Annotated in this window: 17 protein-coding genes; 9 read left to right on the top strand and 8 right to left on the bottom strand. The window is 55.1% G+C overall.

The genetic code is table 11. From position 1 onward, the window contains the following. Nucleotides 1-53 precede the first annotated feature (53 nt). A complete protein-coding gene (locus DG357_RS10920; RefSeq protein WP_088205409.1) occupies nucleotides 54-2,231 on the top strand; it encodes a type I secretion system permease/ATPase in 2,178 nt (725 codons plus the stop codon). Beyond that, nucleotides 2,228-3,403, top strand: coding sequence for an HlyD family type I secretion periplasmic adaptor subunit (locus DG357_RS10925; protein ID WP_088205410.1), 1,176 nt, complete (start codon nucleotides 2,228-2,230; stop codon nucleotides 3,401-3,403). Before DG357_RS10920 ends, DG357_RS10925 begins: the two co-directional genes overlap by 4 nt. 34 nt (nucleotides 3,404-3,437) lie before the next feature. On the opposite strand, the gene DG357_RS10930 is transcribed toward DG357_RS10925, so the two are convergent. Next, complete coding sequence (locus DG357_RS10930) at nucleotides 3,438-4,322, bottom strand: helix-turn-helix domain-containing protein (RefSeq protein WP_028013087.1); 885 nt, start codon at nucleotides 4,320-4,322, stop codon at nucleotides 3,438-3,440. Between the two features lie 280 nt (nucleotides 4,323-4,602). Between DG357_RS10930 and DG357_RS10935 the strand changes: the two genes are divergently transcribed. Next, entirely contained in the window at nucleotides 4,603-6,066 is a 1,464-nt protein-coding gene (locus DG357_RS10935; RefSeq protein ID WP_088205411.1) for an EAL domain-containing protein, read from the top strand. A 25-nt stretch (nucleotides 6,067-6,091) separates the two neighbouring features. On the opposite strand, the gene DG357_RS10940 is transcribed toward DG357_RS10935, so the two are convergent. The 3 genes from DG357_RS10940 to DG357_RS10950 all read right to left on the bottom strand — a co-directional run bounded on the left by DG357_RS10940 (nucleotide 6,092) and on the right by DG357_RS10950 (nucleotide 7,750). Next, nucleotides 6,092-6,364 carry a DUF883 family protein gene (locus tag DG357_RS10940; RefSeq protein WP_028013089.1) on the bottom strand — a complete coding sequence of 91 codons (273 nt, stop codon included), beginning with the start codon at nucleotides 6,362-6,364 and terminating at the stop codon, nucleotides 6,092-6,094. Nucleotides 6,365-6,483: 119 nt separating this feature from the next. Beyond that, nucleotides 6,484-7,152 carry an epoxyqueuosine reductase QueH gene (locus DG357_RS10945; RefSeq protein ID WP_059357517.1) on the bottom strand — a complete coding sequence of 223 codons (669 nt, stop codon included), beginning with the start codon at nucleotides 7,150-7,152 and terminating at the stop codon, nucleotides 6,484-6,486. A 121-nt stretch (nucleotides 7,153-7,273) separates the two neighbouring features. Next, entirely contained in the window at nucleotides 7,274-7,750 is a 477-nt protein-coding gene (locus DG357_RS10950; RefSeq protein ID WP_045260478.1) for a GNAT family N-acetyltransferase, read from the bottom strand. An 89-nt stretch (nucleotides 7,751-7,839) separates the two neighbouring features. Here DG357_RS10950 and DG357_RS10955 point away from each other — a divergent pair, with 89 nt between their 5' ends. The 4 genes from DG357_RS10955 to DG357_RS10970 all read left to right on the top strand — a co-directional run bounded on the left by DG357_RS10955 (nucleotide 7,840) and on the right by DG357_RS10970 (nucleotide 12,150). Continuing rightward, nucleotides 7,840-8,778, top strand: a complete 939-nt coding sequence (locus tag DG357_RS10955) for a LysR family transcriptional regulator (RefSeq protein ID WP_088205412.1) — start codon at nucleotides 7,840-7,842, stop codon at nucleotides 8,776-8,778. A gap of 91 nt (nucleotides 8,779-8,869) precedes the next feature. After that, the gene (locus tag DG357_RS10960) at nucleotides 8,870-9,145 is read left to right on the top strand and encodes a metal/formaldehyde-sensitive transcriptional repressor (protein WP_028013093.1); all 276 of its coding nucleotides are present in this window, start codon (nucleotides 8,870-8,872) and stop codon (nucleotides 9,143-9,145) included. Nucleotides 9,146-9,176: 31 nt separating this feature from the next. Further along, nucleotides 9,177-10,295 (top strand): S-(hydroxymethyl)glutathione dehydrogenase/class III alcohol dehydrogenase, encoded by a 1,119-nt coding sequence (locus DG357_RS10965; protein WP_088205599.1) that lies wholly within the window; start codon nucleotides 9,177-9,179, stop codon nucleotides 10,293-10,295. Between the two features lie 160 nt (nucleotides 10,296-10,455). After that, nucleotides 10,456-12,150 (top strand): methyl-accepting chemotaxis protein, encoded by a 1,695-nt coding sequence (locus tag DG357_RS10970; RefSeq protein WP_048959568.1) that lies wholly within the window; start codon nucleotides 10,456-10,458, stop codon nucleotides 12,148-12,150. A gap of 76 nt (nucleotides 12,151-12,226) precedes the next feature. Here the strand turns inward: DG357_RS10970 and DG357_RS10975 are convergent, their stop codons facing one another. From DG357_RS10975 to DG357_RS10990, 4 genes are all read right to left on the bottom strand, one after another. Beyond that, complete coding sequence (locus DG357_RS10975) at nucleotides 12,227-14,608, bottom strand: glucose/quinate/shikimate family membrane-bound PQQ-dependent dehydrogenase (protein WP_088205413.1); 2,382 nt, start codon at nucleotides 14,606-14,608, stop codon at nucleotides 12,227-12,229. A 255-nt stretch (nucleotides 14,609-14,863) separates the two neighbouring features. Beyond that, nucleotides 14,864-15,787, bottom strand: coding sequence for a LysR substrate-binding domain-containing protein (locus tag DG357_RS10980; protein WP_088205414.1), 924 nt, complete (start codon nucleotides 15,785-15,787; stop codon nucleotides 14,864-14,866). Between the two features lie 183 nt (nucleotides 15,788-15,970). Beyond that, the gene (locus tag DG357_RS10985) at nucleotides 15,971-16,855 is read right to left on the bottom strand and encodes an SDR family oxidoreductase (protein ID WP_028013098.1); all 885 of its coding nucleotides are present in this window, start codon (nucleotides 16,853-16,855) and stop codon (nucleotides 15,971-15,973) included. 64 nt (nucleotides 16,856-16,919) lie between these two features. After that, nucleotides 16,920-17,309, bottom strand: coding sequence for a YdeI family stress tolerance OB fold protein (locus tag DG357_RS10990; protein WP_045630393.1), 390 nt, complete (start codon nucleotides 17,307-17,309; stop codon nucleotides 16,920-16,922). A 139-nt stretch (nucleotides 17,310-17,448) separates the two neighbouring features. Between DG357_RS10990 and DG357_RS10995 the strand changes: the two genes are divergently transcribed. Then, nucleotides 17,449-17,952, top strand: a complete 504-nt coding sequence (locus tag DG357_RS10995) for a hypothetical protein (RefSeq protein WP_088205415.1) — start codon at nucleotides 17,449-17,451, stop codon at nucleotides 17,950-17,952. Between the two features lie 9 nt (nucleotides 17,953-17,961). Next, entirely contained in the window at nucleotides 17,962-18,408 is a 447-nt protein-coding gene (locus tag DG357_RS11000; protein WP_088205416.1) for a DUF421 domain-containing protein, read from the top strand. Nucleotides 18,409-18,418: the final 10 nt, after the last annotated feature.

Here is an 18,418-nt window from a genome sequence, read left to right on the forward strand (position 1 = left end):
ATCCTCGCGGCCTTTTGGCGTTTCTTTACACGAATGGCGTTAACCCGGAGATTATGAAGACACATCCACAGTACGAACCCTGGCTGCAGGGCATGCTCATCATCGCGAAGCACTACCGGCTGGACTTTTCGGTGGAGCACGTTCGGGTCACGATTAACCATGAAAGTCAGTCTCCGCGCCAGCTGGTGCTGGAGGAGATGGCGCGCCAGCTAGGGCTGGGAATGCGCGTGGCGACGGATGCAACATCTCTCGATCCGTGGCGCCTGCCGCTGCTGGCGGAATTCACTGGCGGTCAAATCGCGGTCATTAACCGCATGGACAACGAAGGCAACGTCAGCCTGCAGTTCAGCGGCGACGGCGGGCTGGAGACGACGCTAACGCGGGACGCGCTCGGCTCACGGTTGAAAACGCTGCTGGTGCTGCGCCCGCTAGAGTCCACGCCGGATGCCCGCGTGGACGACTACATCAAACCGTATGAGAAAAACTGGTTCTGGCAGCTGGCGCTGAAGGATTGGCGCCGCTACAGCGACATCATGCTGGTGGCGCTGGTCGCTAACGTGCTGGCGCTCTCCGGCATGGTTTTCTCCATGCAGGTGTACGACAGGGTGGTGCCGTCGCAGTCGGAGGCCACGCTGTGGGTGCTGTTTGGCGGCGTCATGCTCGCCATCGTGTTTGAATTCATCATGCGCATGCTGCGCGTGCATATTTCGGACGTGGTGGGGAAACGCGCCGACCTGCGCATCTCAGAACGCGTCTTTGCTCACGCGCTGCGAATTAAAAACGGGGCGCGCTCCAAATCAACCGGATCGTTTATCGCCCAGATCCGCGAGCTGGAGTCGGTGCGCGAGCTCATCACCTCGACCACCATTGCGGCGATCTCCGACCTGCCGTTCTTCCTGCTGTTCGTCTTTATTCTGTGGATGATTGGCGGCCCACTGGTGCTGGTAGTCCTGCTCGCCGTGCCGCTGCTGCTTATTCCGGGCCTGCTGGTGCAGCGCCCGCTGGGGAAACTCTCCAGCGAAGGGATGCGTGAATCCGCCATTCGTAACGCGACGCTGGTGGAGGCGGTGCAGGGCATTGAAGACATCAAGCTGATGCGCGCCGAGCAGCGTTTCCAGAACCAGTGGAACAACACCAACGACGTGGCCGCCAGCGTCGGCATGAAGCAGCGCTGGCTGACGGGGCTGCTGTTGACCTGGACCCAGGAGGTGCAGTCCATCGTCTATGCGGTGGTCCTGCTGGTGGGCTGTTACCTGGTCATCAGCGGCGACATGACCACCGGTGCGCTGGTGGGAACCTCGATTCTTGCGTCTCGCACCATCGCGCCGCTGTCGCAGATTTCTGGCGTGCTGTCGCGCTGGCAGTCGGCAAAGGTGGCCCGAAAGGGGCTGGACGACCTGATGCAGCGCCCGATTGACGATCCGCAGCACGGGAAGAAGGTGCATAAAGCGCACCTGCGCGGGGATTACCGGCTGGAAGACGTCGGCTTCTACTATGACGAGGAAGAGAAACTCACCGTGCTGAACATCGGCAAACTGCACATTCGCGCCGGTGAGCGCGTGGCGGTGCTCGGGCGTAACGGCTCCGGTAAAAGCACGCTGCTGCAGCTTCTGGCGGGCATGCAGGAGCCGCAGCAGGGGAGCATTCTGCTGGACGATATTGCTCTCAATCATCTGGACCCGGCCGACCTGCGTCGCGACATGCAGCTGCTTAGCCAGCAGGCGCGGCTGTTCTTTGGCTCCGTGCGGGACAATATCCTGATGGGGAACCCGCTCGCCACCGACGATGAAATTCATCAGGCGCTGGTCAATAGCGGCGCGCTGGAGTATGTGCGTAAGCAGAAAATGGGGCTGAACACCATCATCAACGAGGGCGGAACGGGCCTCTCCGGCGGACAGCGTCAGGCGCTGCTGCTGGCGCGCGCGCTGATCACTGCCCCGAATATCCTGCTGCTGGATGAGCCTACCGCCTGGCTGGACGAGATGAGCGAGAAGCAGTTTATTCAGCATCTTCACAAATGGCTGGGTAAGCGCCGGACGCTGGTGGTAGCAACCCATCGCCTGCCGATTCTGGATTTGGTCGACCGCATTATTGTGCTGGAAAACGGCAAGGTGGTGATGGACGGTCCACGCGACGCGATCCTGCATCAGCACGGGCTGGCGCCGCAAAAGGCGGCACAGCGCACCGTGACCATGAAGCCGGCGGCTGTTGCAGAGGAGGGGGCGGCATGAACGATTTCTCCCGTTATAACAGCCGTCTGAAAGAGCCGCTCCTGCCGCGATCCTCGCTGGTGGCATGGTCGCTGTTCGCCCTGCTGGCGGTGTTTATCGCCTGGGCGAGCCTGTTCCAGCTGGACGAAGTCACGACCGGCAGCGGCAAGGTGATCCCGTCCTCCCATGAGCAGGTGATTCAGTCCCTGGAAGGGGGGATTATCCATAGCCTGCTGGTTCGCGAAGGCGATATCGTTGAGCGCGGTCAGCAGCTGGCACAGCTTGACCGGACTAAGACCGAGTCCAGCGTGCTGGAGAGCGAGTCTCGTCTGAACGCGGCGCTGGCAACGGCTGCGCGACTGAAGGCCGAAGTTAACGACACGGAACTCGCGTTTCCCGAGGAACTGGACGATGACGTTGAGCTGGTCAAACAGGAAACGGCGCTCTATCAGTCCCGTCGCGAGAGCCTTGAAAAAGGGCTGGCCGGCTTACGTCAGGGCGCCGAGCTGGTGCAGCGCGAGCTGTCGTTGACCCGTCCGCTGGTGACCCAGGGGGCGGCCAGCAAGGTTGAGGTGTTACGTCTTGAGCGTCAAAAAAATGAGCTTGAGAATAAAATCACCGAGATGAAAAATCAGTATTACGTCCGCGCCCGTGAAGAGCTGGCGAAAGCCAACGCGGAGATTGAAGCCCAGCGTTCGGTGATGAAAGGGCGTGAGGACTCCCTGACCCGGCTGACCTTCAACGCGCCGGTACGTGGGATTGTGAAGGATATTGACGTGACGACCGTGGGCGGCGTTATTCCCCCGAACGGCAAGCTGATGAGCCTGGTCCCGCTGGACGACCAGATGGTGGTTGAGGCGAAAATCTCGCCGCGCGATGTCGCGTTTATCCACCCCGGCCAGAAAGCGCTGGTGAAAATTACGGCCTATGACTACTCCATCTATGGCGGGCTGGAGGGCGAGGTGACCATGATTTCGCCGGACACCCTGCAGGACGAGGTGAAAAGAGATGTCTACTACTACCGCGTCTATATCCGCACCGACAGTAACCACCTGACCAATAAGCAGGGCAAAGACTTTCCGGTCTTTCCAGGGATGATTGCAACGGTAGATATTAAAACCGGCAGCAAAACCATCCTGGATTATCTGTTGAAACCGCTGAACAAGGCAAAAGAGGCGCTGCGCGAAAGATAAAGATTGGCGTTCGGGATACCGAACGCCATTTGTATTATACCGTTGACGTTACGTTGTTTGGGTGGCGTCGCTCCTTCGGCACCACGTTAATGTAATGAGTAACATAGGCGAAATATAATCCGGCATAGTTTTCGACCAGTTCGAAAAACGCCGGATACACCGACAGGCGACCGTCACCACGATCTTTAAGATAACCTGCCTCATGCGCCGATTTGATAATCCGGTTGACGTGGATCCGGGAGACAAAGAATTCTTTAGCGAGCGTGCTGGCGGAGTATTGAATAACCGCGCCGTGGGCGGATTTGTTTTTTATGGCCTGCAGGTAAAGATACAGCATAATCATGCGGCCTCCATCCTTATCAATAAATAACCCCACTTCCGGTAAAACTTTTCTGAACGTTAATCCCCGAAAAAGATATTCTGCCGCGCGGCGGAAGAAATTATTTCTCAATGTGTCATTATCCAGCAGGTTTACATCAATATTAAACGTCGGGTAAAGAATGCTGACGGGTAAAAATGCACCGGACATATAGCGTTTGAGTTCATTCAATCCTTTTTCGGTTGGGGCAATTCTCGTTTTTCGCCGGTCTTCCGTACAGCGCCAGGTCCTGATGCGTCCCGTGGTTCTGAGTAACGTAATGATCGCAATAACGCTGTTGGGGCTGGCTATTTTATAGCGGGAACATAACTCTTTTATCTCTGAGACGGATTCGGCCTGATTGCCAAATATAAAACAACACATGGAAAGAATAATGTTAAACCGTGATTCCTGAAGCATTGTCTTGTAGAACAAGGGTTGTTTTTTGTAGATGGCGTCATTGATTGTGTAGTGCTCTAATATTGCCTCACTAAACCGCGGGTTGCTTTTTATAACATCCCTTCGATGTAGCAAGGCCCTGGATGAGATGTGATTATCCATAGCATTTTTCTCGTATTTGATGAGCCGATAGATGAAGTATCCAGCCTTCTTTTTCGGAATTTTCATTATACCTGAGAAAAAGTGGCTTGCGGTCGGTATTTTAAAAGAAATATAGAGTTATATTTATGCGTGGAAAAGGGTGATTAACGCAAAGATGTTACAGTGCATGGCGTTGATAACAGTATCTTAACCTGATGGTGTATTGTAAAATTATTATACACACCGCTGTTGGTTTACATACTCATAATAATAATGGCGCTTTCGTGCCCAGGAGCAGGTTATGACCCACCCAATTTCTCTCAGGAATGATGCGCGCAACGAGCAAAGATTTGTCATTTCAACCTGCGGCTTTACGTTTCAGGGATATCACCTGCTGCTCAAAAAGTATGGCATAGAGACTGCGCATATTCACTTTGATGGAGATGCGTTATCTGATCCTGACAAGGAAAATATCCTTATTCATCAAAACGCTCACATCGTAGTGTTCCTGGGAAAAGGTACGGTAGCTCTCCTGGAGAGCCTGACGCGACTGGCATCCGTACTCAATGCACTTCCTGTTATTCGTCGTGTTACCCTGTATGGTGATATACCGGACAGCTGGCTGTATCGAACCCTGGGTAGTCTTCTAAATAACAGTCATCAATTATCATTGATTCGCATAGCCAGCGTATCTGATGTAATAACCTGTTTCCACACCCACAATAATGGCTTTAAGGACCGCTCGCGCTTATTACGCGATTACTATCTGGACTGTTCTTCGTCAGAAAAGCTCAAATGGCTGACAAGAAGAGAGGTTGATGTTTTATTGAACTTCTATCGCGGCATGTCTATAAAAGACCTGTGCGACAAACTGAGGCTTTCTAATAAAACGGTTTACACCCATCGTAAAGAAGGTCTGCAGAAATTACATTGTATCAAGCGATGGTTGAATGAACCGCGCAATGTAAAAGTGGAAAGGCGGATTAAAAGCCAAAATCAAAGAGTGGACTTCACGGATAAAGAAGCGGAAGTTTTTAATGCGCTGGTGAAAAGGGAGATATTTCCCGCCTACCAGATCATTACCGATCGTGACAAGAAAGGAGTGGGGTTTGAGATACTTATTCGCTGGAATAAGAACGGTAAAATAGTCAAGCCAGCCCGTTTTCTGAATGATATCGCTAATTATGAAGTATGGTTAAAGATTACGGCTATGGTGATCCACGCCGCCGTGTCCGGGATTAATAAATATAACGGTAAATTCTATTTTTCCGTTAATATTCCGCCTCGCCTGGCGTCCGGGAACGCGTTGCCAGAGATGGCCAGGAAAGCCATCGGCATGCTGCTTAACCCCCAGTGGGCAGAAAAGCTGGTCTTTGAATTCGCGGAAGATATTGATGTAACGAAAGATAAAAGCATCCCAGAAACCATGCGGCACCTGCGTAAAACGGGGTGCAGACTGTTTCTTGACGACTGCTTCTCAAGCCATCATGCCATGTTCCCCGTGAGGCAGGTGCATTTTGATGGGCTGAAACTGGATCGGGACATCGTCGATCATTTTGTGGCGAACGACAACGATTATAATCTGATTAAAGCGATACAGATTTACAGCGATATGACCGGAACAGCTTGCATTGCAGAGGGCGTTGACAGTGAGGAGAAGTTTGAAAAATTAGTCGAGCTGGGTGTGAAAAACTTTCAGGGATATTATCTCTCGCGCGCCGTGAAAGAGGAGGAATTAGACCGCATGGTGAGATTGTTCAGCTAAAAAATAAAGCCCCGAAGGGCCTTGTTTATTTGCGTCCCAGCAACAGGCCAAGCACAATACCAACCGCACCCGCGGCGATAAGACCGGTGAGCGGGTTATTTCTGACCGCTTCAGTCACGTCAGAGACAGCATCGCTGGCCTGTGCGGCATATTTTTTCGCAGCGCCTTTTACCTGATGCTTCGGTGAATCAACGAATTCACCGAACTGCTGCTGGGCTGAACCTGAAAGTTCATCAAATTTATTTTTTGCTTTGTCTTCTGCAAACTGGGTGTTTTTATCAGTACCGAAATCAGACATTTTTGCCTCCTTTTGTTGATAGTTAAAGGATAGCCTCTCTTTGAAAAGATGAGAGGCGGAACGCTAAATTTCGGAGGGAATTGGCCGGTTTTCGGATATATCTACACCAGAAGAGGCCGTTATTTTTCGTTCTCATCATGGCCGTAATACAGTTTGCCAATGCGGATAAGCGGGCGGCCCTGAGACTTGCGGTGCAGGTTGCTGTCCCGAAGGGAATACACGCAGCCGCAATATTCCTGCTGGTAAAACTGTTCCCGCTTGCTGATCTCAATCATGCGTGATGAGCCGCCCTGTTTGCGCCAGTTGTAGTCCCAGTAGACCATCCCGGGATAGCGCGCTGCCGCACGCTGGCCGCAGTCATTGATCTGCTGCATATTCTTCCAGCGAGAGATCCCCAGCGAGCTGCTGATTACGCTGAAACCATTTTCCGCCGCGTAGAGCGCCGTACGCTCGAAGCGCATATCGAAGCACATGGTGCAGCGGACGCCGCGCTCGGGCTCCCACTCCATGCCTTTTGCACGCTCGAACCAGTTATCGGTATCGTAATCGGCATCAACAAACGGCACGCCGTGTTTTTCTGCAAAACGAATGTTTTCTTCCTTACGGATGAGGTATTCCTTTTGCGGATGGATATTGGGGTTATAGAAGAAAATGGTGTAGTCAATGCCCGAGGCCTGAATAGCTTCCATGACTTCACCGGAGCAGGGGGCGCAGCAGGAGTGCAGCAGAAGTTTATCGGCGCCGTTTGGCAGGGTGAGCTGCGGGCGGATGAAGGGGGTTGTACTCATGTTGTTCTACAATATGTTAATGAAATTTATGGAATTGTAGCACAAGTTATTAATGTCTTCAGACTGTACTGGCGGGAATCGAGGATCCGCCTGGTCGGGATCCTCGCGCTGAGCGGTGCCGCTATTCGGCAAATTTGAGCAGCGCTTCGCCGTCAAGACGGTAGCGCACCCATTCGGACTGCGGCAGCGCGCCAATGCTCAGATAAAAATCGATGGCGGGCTGGTTCCAGTCCAGCACGCTCCATTCAAGGCGGCCACATTGCCGTTTTACCGCGAGTTGAGCGATATGTTTCAGCAGCGCTCTGCCTGCGCCTTTACCGCGGTAGTCCGGGGAAATGTACAGGTCTTCCATATAAATCCCGTTGCGTCCAAGCCAGGTCGAATAGCTGGTGAAGAACACGGCATAGCCGGCGATCCTGCCGTCAAACTCAGCGATCAACGCCTCGGTTTTACTGCCCGCACCAAAGAGGGTTTCCCGGATCTCGTCCGGCGTGGTTACGACCTCTTCGGGGGCTTTTTCATATACCGCCAGCTCATAGATCATGGCGTAAATAGCCGCTGCATCTTCGGGACGGGCCTGACGAAGGGTTATGCTCATTGTTTTTCCTGTTATTTGCACGGTTCGCGATTGATGGCGTTAAGCATACGGAGTATTGTCCGAAGAATTAAGTGCAATGAACTCAACAAATGATGAATATTATGCATCTGGCGCTGAGACGTCTTGATTTAAACCTGCTGCCCGTTTTTGACGCCATTTACCGCCACCGTTCCGTTCGCCTCGCAGCCGACGAGCTGGCGATGAGCACCTCGGCGCTGAGCCATGCGCTGTCGCGTCTGCGCACGGCCCTTAACGATCCGCTCTTTTTTCGGGAAGGGCATCGTATGTCCCCCAGCGTGTACGCCTCTCAGCTTGCGCCTTCTATTGCTTCCGCATTGTCGTTCCTTAATCAGGAGCTGACCCCGCAGCCGGAGTTTGACGCCGGCAGCAGTACCGAAAGCTTGCAAATTGGGATTACGGATTTTACCGCGCTATGTATTTTTCCCGCCCTGATGCACAAGCTGCAGACTGCTGCCCCGGGCTTGCGTTTCGAATTGCGCTATCTGCCGCACAGCCCGGCGCTGACGGAGCTGCTGGCGGGCGAGGTGGATCTGGCGCTCGGTTTCAGCACCGAGGACGATATCCGCCATCCGGAACTGGAAGAGATCGGCTGGTTTGAGGATGAGTATGTGGTTATCAGCAACGCAAGCCGGACCCGGCTGACGCTGGAGGATTACCTCGCTGCCCGACACCTGGTGGTGACGCCGTGGAATGAAAAGCAGGGCGTCCTGGACGTGCGGCTCGAGCAACTGGGCTATACGCGGCACATTGCGATCAAAACGCCGTCGATGCTGAGCGCGCCATTTATCGTTGCGGAAAGCGACCTGCTGATGGCCATTCCTCGTTACGCCGCCGAGAAGCTGGTTGCGGCGGCGGAACTGAGGATTTTTGCCTTGCCGTTCTCTATTCCCAAATTTGAGGTGAAAATTTACTCGCATAAGCGCAGCGGCCAGCGGGGGGCGACCCGATGGCTTCAGGAGGAGCTGCAAATGCTGGCGCAAGATGGCAGGGGGATGAGTGCCGGATAAGCTCAGCCCGATCTAGATTTCACGTTAAAAGTAAGTTTACATATGTAAGATAACTCATATACCATACCCCCCTATAGTATCAGGAGGGCATATGCCGCACTCACCCGAAGATAAAAAACGTATTCTGACGCGCGTCCGCCGCATTCGGGGCCAGGTTGATGCCCTTGAACGCGCGCTGGAGTCGGGCGACCCCTGTCTGGCCATCCTGCAGCAAATTGCCGCCGTGCGCGGCGCTGCCAATGGCCTGATGGGCGAAATGGTTGAAATACATCTCAAAGACGAGCTGGTGACGGGAGACACAACGCCGGATCAGCGAGCCGTACGCATGGCGGAAGTCGGCCATTTGCTGCGCTCTTATCTAAAATAAATCCACACACCTGACAAAAAGGGAAGACATGATGAAATCTCGCGCAGCTGTTGCATTTGGCCCCGGCCAGCCGCTGAAAATCGTCGACATCGACGTCGCACCGCCGAAAAAAGGCGAAGTGCTGATCAAAATCACCCATACCGGCGTGTGCCATACCGATGCGTTTACCCTCTCCGGTGACGATCCGGAAGGCGTCTTCCCGGCTGTGCTGGGTCATGAAGGCGGCGGGATTGTGGTGGAAGTGGGCGAGGGCGTGACCAGCCTGAAGCCAGGCGATCACGTTATCCCGCTGTACACGGCGGAATGCGGAGAGTGTAAGTTCTGTAAATCCGGCAAAACTAACCTCTGCCAGGCCGTGCGCGCCACTCAGGGGAAAGGGCTGATGCCGGACGGCACCACCCGTTTCTCCTACAACGGTGAGCCAATTTATCACTACATGGGTACCAGCACCTTCAGCGAATACACCGTTTGCGCGGAGATCTCGCTGGCGAAGGTCAACCCGCAGGCGCCGCTGGATAAAGTCTGCCTGCTGGGCTGTGGCGTAACTACCGGCATTGGCGCGGTGCATAACACGGCAAAAGTCAAAGAGGGCGACACCGTGGCGGTGTTTGGTCTCGGCGGCATTGGTCTGGCAGTGATTCAGGGTGCGGTGCAGGCGAAGGCCGGGCGTATCATCGCGGTCGATACCAACCCGGAAAAATTCAAGCTGGCGGGTGAAATGGGCGCGACCGATTTCGTGAACCCGAAAGATCACGAGAAACCGATTCAGGACGTCATCGTTGAGATGACCGACGGCGGCGTGGACTTCAGCTTCGAGTGTATCGGCAACGTCAACGTAATGCGTTCTGCGCTGGAATGCTGCCACAAGGGCTGGGGTGAGAGTATCATCATCGGCGTGGCCGGGGCAGGCCAGGAGATCAAAACCCGTCCATTCCAGCTGGTGACCGGACGCGTCTGGCGCGGCTCCGCGTTTGGCGGCGTGAAGGGGCGTACCCAGCTTCCCGGCATGGTGGAAGACGCGATGGTCGGTAAAATTCGGCTCGACCCGTTCATTACCCACCGTTTACCGCTGGAACAGATCAACGAGGCGTTCGATCTGATGCACGAAGGAAAATCCATCCGTACCGTCATTCATTTCGGCGACAAGTAACTCTTCTGCCAGCGGTTTTTAGCCGCTGGCATTTCTTTAATAATCTTCTCTAAAGTGTGACCAGTGCGGCGTTTTTAGCCGTAATCTAAATCTCTGCCGTGCCGATGACTATCTAACAGGCGTGTTTTTGCGCATCTTACCTATAAGAGAGTCGACGGTCATGGACAACACTTCTTCGATGCAGGCGCAGCGCAAGCTGAGCTTCCTGCATCACATCAGGCTGGTTCCGCTGTTTTCCTCCATTCTCGGTGGCATTATTCTGCTGTTTGCCTTGAGTTCGGGTCTGGCGGGGTATTTCCTGCTACAGGCCGACAACGATCAGCAGGACGTTACGTCCGAAATTCAGGTGCGTATGGGGCTGTCGAACAGCTCAAACCATCTGCGCACCGCGCGTATCAATATGATCCACGCCGGCGCGGCAAGCCGTATCGCGGAGATGGAGGCCATGAAGCAGAACATCCGTGAGGCGGAAACTCGCATTAAACAGTCCCAGGATAGCTTTACCGCCTATATGCATCGTTCCGTGCGCAGCGCTGCGGACGAAGCGCTGGATGCAGACCTGAAGGCACGCTACGACGCCTATATTGCGGGCCTCCAGCCGATGGTCAAATTTGCCAAAAACGGCATGTTCGAGGCGATCATCAACCACGAAAATGAGACCGCGCGCCCGCTGGACGACGCTTACAACGCCGTTCTGCTGAAGGCGATTAAGATCCGCACCGACCGCGCCAATGCGCTGACGGCGCAGGCGCACAGCCGCACGCAACTGGGCCTGATGTTTATGGTGGGCGCGTTTGCGCTGGCGCTGGTGCTGACCGCGATGACCTTCGTTGTGCTGCGCCGCACGGTCATTAATCCGCTGCAGCGTGCAGCGAAACGTATCGAGAATATCGCCAAAGGCGACCTGACGATGCCGGACGACGTGGCCGGACGCAGCGAAATTGGCCGCCTGACGCGCGATCTGCAAACCATGCAGCACTCCCTTGAAACAACGGTCGGAACCGTCCGTCAGGGAGCGGAGGAGATCTACCGGGGTACCAGCGAGATCTCTGCCGGTAACACCGATCTCTCATCACGAACCGAGCAGCAGGCCGCGGCGATTGAGCAGACTGCCGCCAGCATGGAGCAGCTGACCGCGACGGTGAAGCAGAACGCCGATAACGCCCATCATGCCAGCAAGCTGGCGGAAGATGCCTCCGGGAAAGCCAGCCGCGGCGGCCAGATGGTCTCCGGTGTGGTCAAAACTATGGGCAATATCTCAAGCAGTTCGAAGAAAATCTCTGAGATTACCGCGGTGATCAACAGCATCGCCTTCCAGACCAATATCCTGGCGCTTAACGCGGCGGTGGAAGCGGCGCGGGCGGGCGAGCAGGGACGCGGGTTCGCCGTGGTGGCCAGCGAAGTCCGTACCCTGGCAAGCCGCAGCGCCAACGCCGCAAAAGAGATCGAAAGCCTGATCAACGAATCGGTCTCGCTGATAGATCAGGGTTCCGGTGAGGTCGTTGCCGCAGGCAATACCATGAATGAGATCGTCGAGGCGGTGAAGCGCGTCACCGACATCATGCTGGAGATTGCCGCCGCGTCTGACGAGCAGAGCCGCGGTATCGTGCAGGTCAGCCAGGCTATTTCGGAGATGGATAAAGTGACTCAGCAGAACGCCTCGCTGGTGGAAGAGGCCTCCGCGGCGGCGGCGTCGCTGGAAGAACAGGGCGCGCGTCTGACAGAGGCGGTCGGGGCGTTTCGTCTGAGCGGCAAGGCTCAGGGGCGTACTCAACAGCAGAACTCTGCGGCAGTAAAACCTGCCGCACTACGTCCGGCGGTAGCGAATAACGGTGATAACTGGGAAACGTTCTGAGTCGCCGGCCGTGTCGGGTGGCGCTTCGCTTTCCCGACCGACAAAAAAGGGACCTTTCGGTCCCTTTTTTCATCCGTTACTGCTTATCGGGTAACGCGTACGCGATAACGTAATCACCACGATCCGGCGACTGGCGAGCGCCCCCGGCGTTAATGACGATGTACTGCTTACCGGTTTTCGGCGAGACGTAGGTCATCGGGCCGGACTGGCTGCCGACCGGCAGGCGGTCCTTCCAGATCTCTTTCCCGGTGGCGGTATCAAACGCGCGCAGGTAGAAATCCTGGGTACCGGCGAAGAACAGCAGGCCGGACTGGGTTGACAGCGACGCGCCCAGCGTTGGCATCCCGATTGGGATTGGCATGTGCATGCGAATGCCCAGCGGGCCGGTATCTTCCACGGTACCAACCGGTACCTGCCACACCAGCTTGCCGGTTTTCAGGTCAACGGCCGACATGGTTCCGAACGGCGGCTTCTGGCACGGAATGCCCAGCGGCGACAGGAAGCGCTCGCGCATTGCGCCGAACGGCGTGCCGTCCATCGGGACAATCCCCATCTCAATGCCGCTGGCGTTTTTCGCGACGTTCGCGCGCGGCACCATGTAGTTTGCCAGCCCCAGACGCATATCGTTGACGAACATCAGGCTGTTGTTCGGGTCAACGGAGACGCTGCCCCAGTTCATTCCGCCGAGCGAGCCGGGGAACTGCAGGGAACGGTCGAGACCCGGCGGGGTGAAGACGCCCTGATGACGCATCTCTTTAAACTGAATGCGGCACAGAAGCAGGTCGACAGGCGTCGCCCCCCACATGTCGGACTCGGTTAACGTCTGGTTGCCAATCATCGGCATGCCCACGGAGTACGGCTGGGTCGGAGAGTAGCGTTCACCTTCAACGTTACCCGCCGGAACTGGACGTTCCTCCACCTTCGCCACCGGCTTGCCGGTTTCACGGTTGAGCATAAAGATCATGCCCTGCTTGCTGGTCTGCACCAGTACAGGCGTGGTGCCGCCTTTGCCGTCCGGCAGGTCGTACAGCAGCGGCTGGGAAGGCAGGTCGAAGTCCCACAGGTCGTGGTGGGTGGTCTGGAAATGCCAGCGCACCTGTCCGGTGGCGGCGTCGACCGCGACGATGGAGGAACTGTACTTATCGTCCAGCGCGGTACGCTCGCCTGCCCAGAAGTCTGGCGTGGCGTTGCCGGTTGGCAGGTAGATCAGGTTCAGCTTAGCGTCGTAAGACATCGCAGACCAGACGTTCGGCGTGCCGCGGGTATAAGTCTGGCCTTCCGGCGGCAGGCCGGTCAGGTTCGGATTACCTGGATCCCACGCCCAGGCCAGTTTACCGGTGTGAACGTCGTAGGCGCGCACCACGCCCGGCGGCTCGCCGGTGGAGAAGTTATCCGCGACGCGACCGCCGACAACAACGACGTTCCCGGCAACCAGCGGCGTGGAGGTCTGCTGATAATAGCCCGGCTTGATTTCGCCCATGCCAACGCTCAGGTCAACGGTGCCATGGTCACCAAAGTCATCGCAAACCTTGCCATTATCCGCATTGATGGCAATCAGACGGGCGTCGGTGGTCGGCAGGAACAGGCGGCGAGGGCATGCCGCTGGCGACGTCCCGGTCTGTGACGCTGTCACGTTTGCATGATCTTCAAAGTAGCCCAGACCACGGCAACGCTGCCAGTTCGGCGCGGTGGCTTTCGAATCATAACGCCATTTTTCTTTACCTGAATCCACGTCCAGCGCCAGCACTTTACTGTACGGGGTACAGACATAGAGCGTGTCGCCAATCTGCAGCGGCGTGTTCTGATCTTCCGCACCGGAGCCGTTGCTCTGCGGAATATCCCCGGTGTGCGCCACCCAGGCGACTTTCAGATCGCTGATGTTTTGCTTGTTAATCTGGTCCAGCGCGGCGAAGCGGTCGCCGTGGGTGGTGTTGCCCCAGTGTTCCCAGTTTTTCTGCTGTTCGCCGGGAGCAACGGGTTTCACCGGAACGGGCTCGTTCGCCGCCACGAGGGTTTGAGGCTTAAACATCCAGCCGAGGCTGACCAGCATCGCCAGTGCGAGAACCGCCGCAACGCCATAAGCCGGGGCTTTATTCGCTGCGCCGCGGTTGGCCGCGCGCAGGAAAGGCCAGACGATGGCGCAGAGGAAGGCCAGTACGGCGAAGGTGAACAGGCGCGAGAAGAGCGGCCAGAAATCCCAGCCCGCATCGCTTACCGCCCAGAACAGCGAGGCAATAAACGCGATGCCGTAAAGCACGATCCCGCTGCTGCGATTGAGGAAAATCAGGAGCGCGGCAATGACCATCACCACGCCCATTATCACGAAGTAAAAACTTCCGCCTACGGCGGCGAGCTTGAAGCCCAACCCGCCAACCGCCAGACCGATGAGCAACATCAGTCCGGCAAGGAGCCACTGCAAAATACGAGGTATCCCGCGCGGCGCGCTGCCAAATGCCATTTCTGTCTCCTTTGAATCTCTCCGCATTGCCGGGTGTGTACCATCTGGGTAATAAGTGCGGGGAGAGTAATGATTAAAACGAGTGAATTATTGTTTATGTAACGATTCGCGAACCAAATGGTGAATTCGCCGTTATGATAAAACTGTTAATTTGTTTTACGCAATTGTTAATGAATCATTCCGCATTATTTGATTAACGCACAGCCCAGTTCCCTCTCCCACAGGGAGAGGGAACTGGGTGAGGGGGGAAGGGAATCAGACAGGCATAGATTTACGGATAGCGCTCAATAGCGTTTGTGCGCCCGTGGAAAGGGGAGTATCCACCCGGGTCAAAATACCGATGGGTTCACCCGCACCCGGGGAGGCGATCGGCAGGGTGGTCAGCGTGCACTGACGCAAATCATCTTTTACCGCACCGGATGGGACGAACCAGACGTAGTCATAATCCAGGGTAAGCTGGCGCGAAAGAGAAGCCGAAAGCGTTTCGATGCACCCTGAGGGTAGCGTACACCCCTGCATCTGCAGCAAGGTTTCGGCGGCCTGGCGCGGTACGGTCCCTTTCGGGCAAACCACCACCGGCCACTCCATCACCCGGCTTAACGTCACCGTGTCCTGCAGCAGAGGATGATCGGGTCGAACCACCAGCTTCAGGGATTCCAGGAACAGCAGTTCATAATTGAGACCGCCCATCAGCTCGGGGTCGGACATTCGACCGATACCAAGATCAAGCTCACCCGATTTCAACCCCGCGAGCAGCATGGTGTTATTCATGGTGGCAACCTGAATAGTGGTATTTCGCTGCTGCTTGTGGAACTGACCAATAACGGGCGGTAGGATCCCCAGCGCCGCGGTTGGCAGGGCGCCGACGCGCACCACCTCGCTGGTCTGCTCTTCTTTTCGGTGCAGGGACTGGCCTGCGGTGTTGAGCGCATCCAGCACCTTCACGGCGTGCGTCAGGAACTGTTCGCCCACCAGAGTCAGCTGTGCCCCCAGCCGACCGCGGTCAAATAGACGGGCACCGGTCAGCTGTTCCAGCTCGTTAAGGGTTTTTGAGAGCGCGGGCTGGCTCAGGTTAAGAGTTTCAGCCGCGCGCCCCAGCGTTCCCTGTTGAGCGACGGCCACAAATGTATGCAAATGGCGCAAGCGTATGCGCTGACTGAACAGACCATTTTTTTCCATAGGCGATGTTAAAAACAGAGCGATGCGGGTGACAAGTTAAGTTGTTTAATTTTGATAACTTGATAGCAAAATATTTTTAACATTTGATCTGTTTGAGTTACAACATGTTTTTTCAGGCGAGGTGGGTGATGAACGTCCTTGTTCATTTATTGCTCACTGCGGAGGGATAAACTACAAACCGGTTTAGATCACGCCGTCGCCGCCGTCAGAGCACCATACCTGACCGGAGGTAAAGGAACACTCATCCGAGGCCAGCGTGACGTACAGCGGGGCAATCTCGACGGGCTGTCCCGGACGACCCAGCGGGGTATCACCCCCGAACTCCTTCACTTTCTCCATCGGCTGGCCGCCGCTGGACTGGAGTACCGTCCAGTACGGGCCGGGGGCGACCGCGTTGACGCGAATGCCTTTCGGACCCAGCTGTTTGGCTAAGGATTTGGTAAACACCGCCAGACAGGCCTTCGTCTGGGCGTAATCCAGCAGTACGGGGCTGGGCTTCACCGCCTGAACGGAGGAAGTGTTAATGATCACGGACGACGCTTTCAGGTGGCGCAGGGCGGCCTTGGTGATCCAGAAGGGGGCGTAAACGTTGGTTTTAAACGTCGCGTCAAAATCTTCAGTGGTCAGCTCTTCAAGGGATTCCCGGAACTGCTGGCGGCCTGCGTTGTTGACCAGAATATCCAGCCCGCCCAGCTTCGAAACGGCTTCTTCGACCAGATTCTGGCAAAAGGTCTCGTCCCGGACGTCTCCGGGCAGCGCGATGGCCTTGCGGCCTTCCGCTTTGATCAGGTCGATGACCTCGGCGGCATCTTTCTCTTCTTCAGGCAGATAGTTGATGGCGACGTCTGCCCCTTCACGGGCGTAGGCGATAGCCACTGCGCGTCCAATCCCGGAGTCACCACCGGTGATCAGCGCTTTTTTGCCGGCAAGGCGGCCATGCCCTTTATAGCTTGTTTCACCGTGGTCGGGTACAGGCTGCATTTCAGACGCCAGTCCCGGCGGCGTTTGCGGCTGTTCCGGGAACGGGGGTTTCGGGTAAGCGTTCGTACGTTGTGTAGTATCACTCATAGCTGACTCCTTAAGCCAAGGGGTGAGATTTGATGGATAGTTGCAGCGTTAACGCTTCGCTGAATTATTTCTGCAAACGATCAACACGAACGACGGCAGGCGATGATTTTTTATCAAGCGAACCGTTGATACTGATCATCTGATCGGGTTTTACCGTTCTGCCGTCGAAGACTGCCTGGGGAATAATAACGTCGATTTTTCCGGTTTTATCCTGGAATACAAACTTATCGCCGCTACCGTCAATAAGATTACCGCGCAATGAAATTGTCGCGCCATCGTGCAATTGTTTTGCCTGATCGATGGTCATAATACGCGCGTCATCGGTTCCACGATATCCGCTGTCCAGCGCGTGGGGCGGTGGCGGTGCTTCACCTTTTTGTAACCCTCCGTTATTATCTGCCCATGCAACTGGAACCAGAAATATCAAAAAAGCGGAAATAAGTGATAATTTCATCTGATATCCTTCATTTTTGAGTGTCTTGACATATTAAGTATTGTTGCTATTCCTTTATGTGGCAAATGTGATAAGTCTTAAAAAGATTTTCTTTGGAAATCAAAACTATCTTGAAATAAGCGAAACGGTGACAACGACTATGAAGCATGAAAATGAAAAGTTACCCGGGATAGATGAGAGTTATCGCTTGTTGAGGTTTGAATATTCATTTCGCCAGGTGGGTTTTGTGGTCCTCCTGGCTATTATCATCGCAGCGGTTGCTGGTCTGTTTTCCAGCGGGGTAGTGAGCGATACGGCCAAAACCAATTCCGCTAACTCATTGAGCATAAACTATGAACGCTTCGGCCGGCGGGAGACGGAGTCAAGAATGCAGGTCACCTTCCCGGTGAAGACGGAGGGCAGCTATACCCTCAGCCTGACCACCGACAGCAGCGACGTGTACGAGCCCGGCAGCGTCTGGCCGCAGCCAGACAAAATGTATAGCCACGGCAAAACCCTCTATTTGGTCTATGACGAACTGCAAAAATCAGACAACTTCTCTGTTTTATACTTCACGACACCTTCCAGAGCCGGTAAATGGAACACCGTCATCCGCGTCAACAACGAGCCGGAGATTAACCTCTGGCAATTTATTTACCCCTAGGAGGCTGATATGGATATGGTCTTTCGCGCGCTGGCGATTTATCTGTTTCTCGTGGTGGTATTTAAAGTGGCAGGGCGACGGGCGCTGCTGCAGATGACCAGCTTTGATCTCATCCTCCTCTTAATTATTAGTGAGGCGACGCAACAGGCGCTTTTGGGGCAGGATTTCTCGGTTACCGGTGCAATGATTACCATTACCACGCTGGTGGTTGTTGACATTATATTTGGCCTGATGAAGAAATATTTTTCCCCGGTGGAGAATATTCTTGATGGGACCCCTGTGATTCTGGTTGAGAATGGCGTTCCATTAGCGGATAAGCTAAAAAAAGTCGACGTATCTTGTGATGATATTCTGGTGTCAGCGCGTCAAAATAATGGCATTACAGAACTTGGCGAAATTAAATATGCCATACTTGAGCGCAATGGACATATTTCAATCATTCCTGTTGAAAAATAAGAGGCGGCAA

The sequence above is a fragment of the Enterobacter bugandensis genome (genome assembly GCF_900324475.1).
Classification (GTDB): domain Bacteria; phylum Pseudomonadota; class Gammaproteobacteria; order Enterobacterales; family Enterobacteriaceae; genus Enterobacter; species Enterobacter bugandensis.

Bases quoted from the DNA above. Each gene is read 5' to 3' on its own strand.
- DG357_RS10970 (WP_048959568.1), top strand. From the start codon at position 10,456: ATGGACAACACTTCTTCGATGCAGGCGCAGCGCAAGCTGAGCTTCCTG.
- DG357_RS10985 (WP_028013098.1), bottom strand. From the start codon at position 16,855: ATGAGTGATACTACACAACGTACGAACGCTTACCCGAAACCCCCGTTC.
- DG357_RS10980 (WP_088205414.1), bottom strand. From the start codon at position 15,787: ATGGAAAAAAATGGTCTGTTCAGTCAGCGCATACGCTTGCGCCATTTG.
- DG357_RS10960 (WP_028013093.1), top strand. From the start codon at position 8,870: ATGCCGCACTCACCCGAAGATAAAAAACGTATTCTGACGCGCGTCCGC.
- DG357_RS10935 (WP_088205411.1), top strand. From the start codon at position 4,603: ATGACCCACCCAATTTCTCTCAGGAATGATGCGCGCAACGAGCAAAGA.
- DG357_RS10945 (WP_059357517.1), bottom strand. From the start codon at position 7,152: ATGAGTACAACCCCCTTCATCCGCCCGCAGCTCACCCTGCCAAACGGC.
- DG357_RS10995 (WP_088205415.1), top strand. From the start codon at position 17,449: ATGAAGCATGAAAATGAAAAGTTACCCGGGATAGATGAGAGTTATCGC.
- DG357_RS10975 (WP_088205413.1), bottom strand. From the start codon at position 14,608: ATGGCATTTGGCAGCGCGCCGCGCGGGATACCTCGTATTTTGCAGTGG.
- DG357_RS10990 (WP_045630393.1), bottom strand. From the start codon at position 17,309: ATGAAATTATCACTTATTTCCGCTTTTTTGATATTTCTGGTTCCAGTT.
- DG357_RS10925 (WP_088205410.1), top strand. From the start codon at position 2,228: ATGAACGATTTCTCCCGTTATAACAGCCGTCTGAAAGAGCCGCTCCTG.
- DG357_RS10930 (WP_028013087.1), bottom strand. From the start codon at position 4,322: ATGGATAATCACATCTCATCCAGGGCCTTGCTACATCGAAGGGATGTT.
- DG357_RS10965 (WP_088205599.1), top strand. From the start codon at position 9,177: ATGAAATCTCGCGCAGCTGTTGCATTTGGCCCCGGCCAGCCGCTGAAA.
- DG357_RS10950 (WP_045260478.1), bottom strand. From the start codon at position 7,750: ATGAGCATAACCCTTCGTCAGGCCCGTCCCGAAGATGCAGCGGCTATT.
- DG357_RS10920 (WP_088205409.1), top strand. From the start codon at position 54: ATGAAGACACATCCACAGTACGAACCCTGGCTGCAGGGCATGCTCATC.
- DG357_RS10955 (WP_088205412.1), top strand. From the start codon at position 7,840: ATGATGAATATTATGCATCTGGCGCTGAGACGTCTTGATTTAAACCTG.
- DG357_RS11000 (WP_088205416.1), top strand. From the start codon at position 17,962: ATGGATATGGTCTTTCGCGCGCTGGCGATTTATCTGTTTCTCGTGGTG.
- DG357_RS10940 (WP_028013089.1), bottom strand. From the start codon at position 6,364: ATGTCTGATTTCGGTACTGATAAAAACACCCAGTTTGCAGAAGACAAA.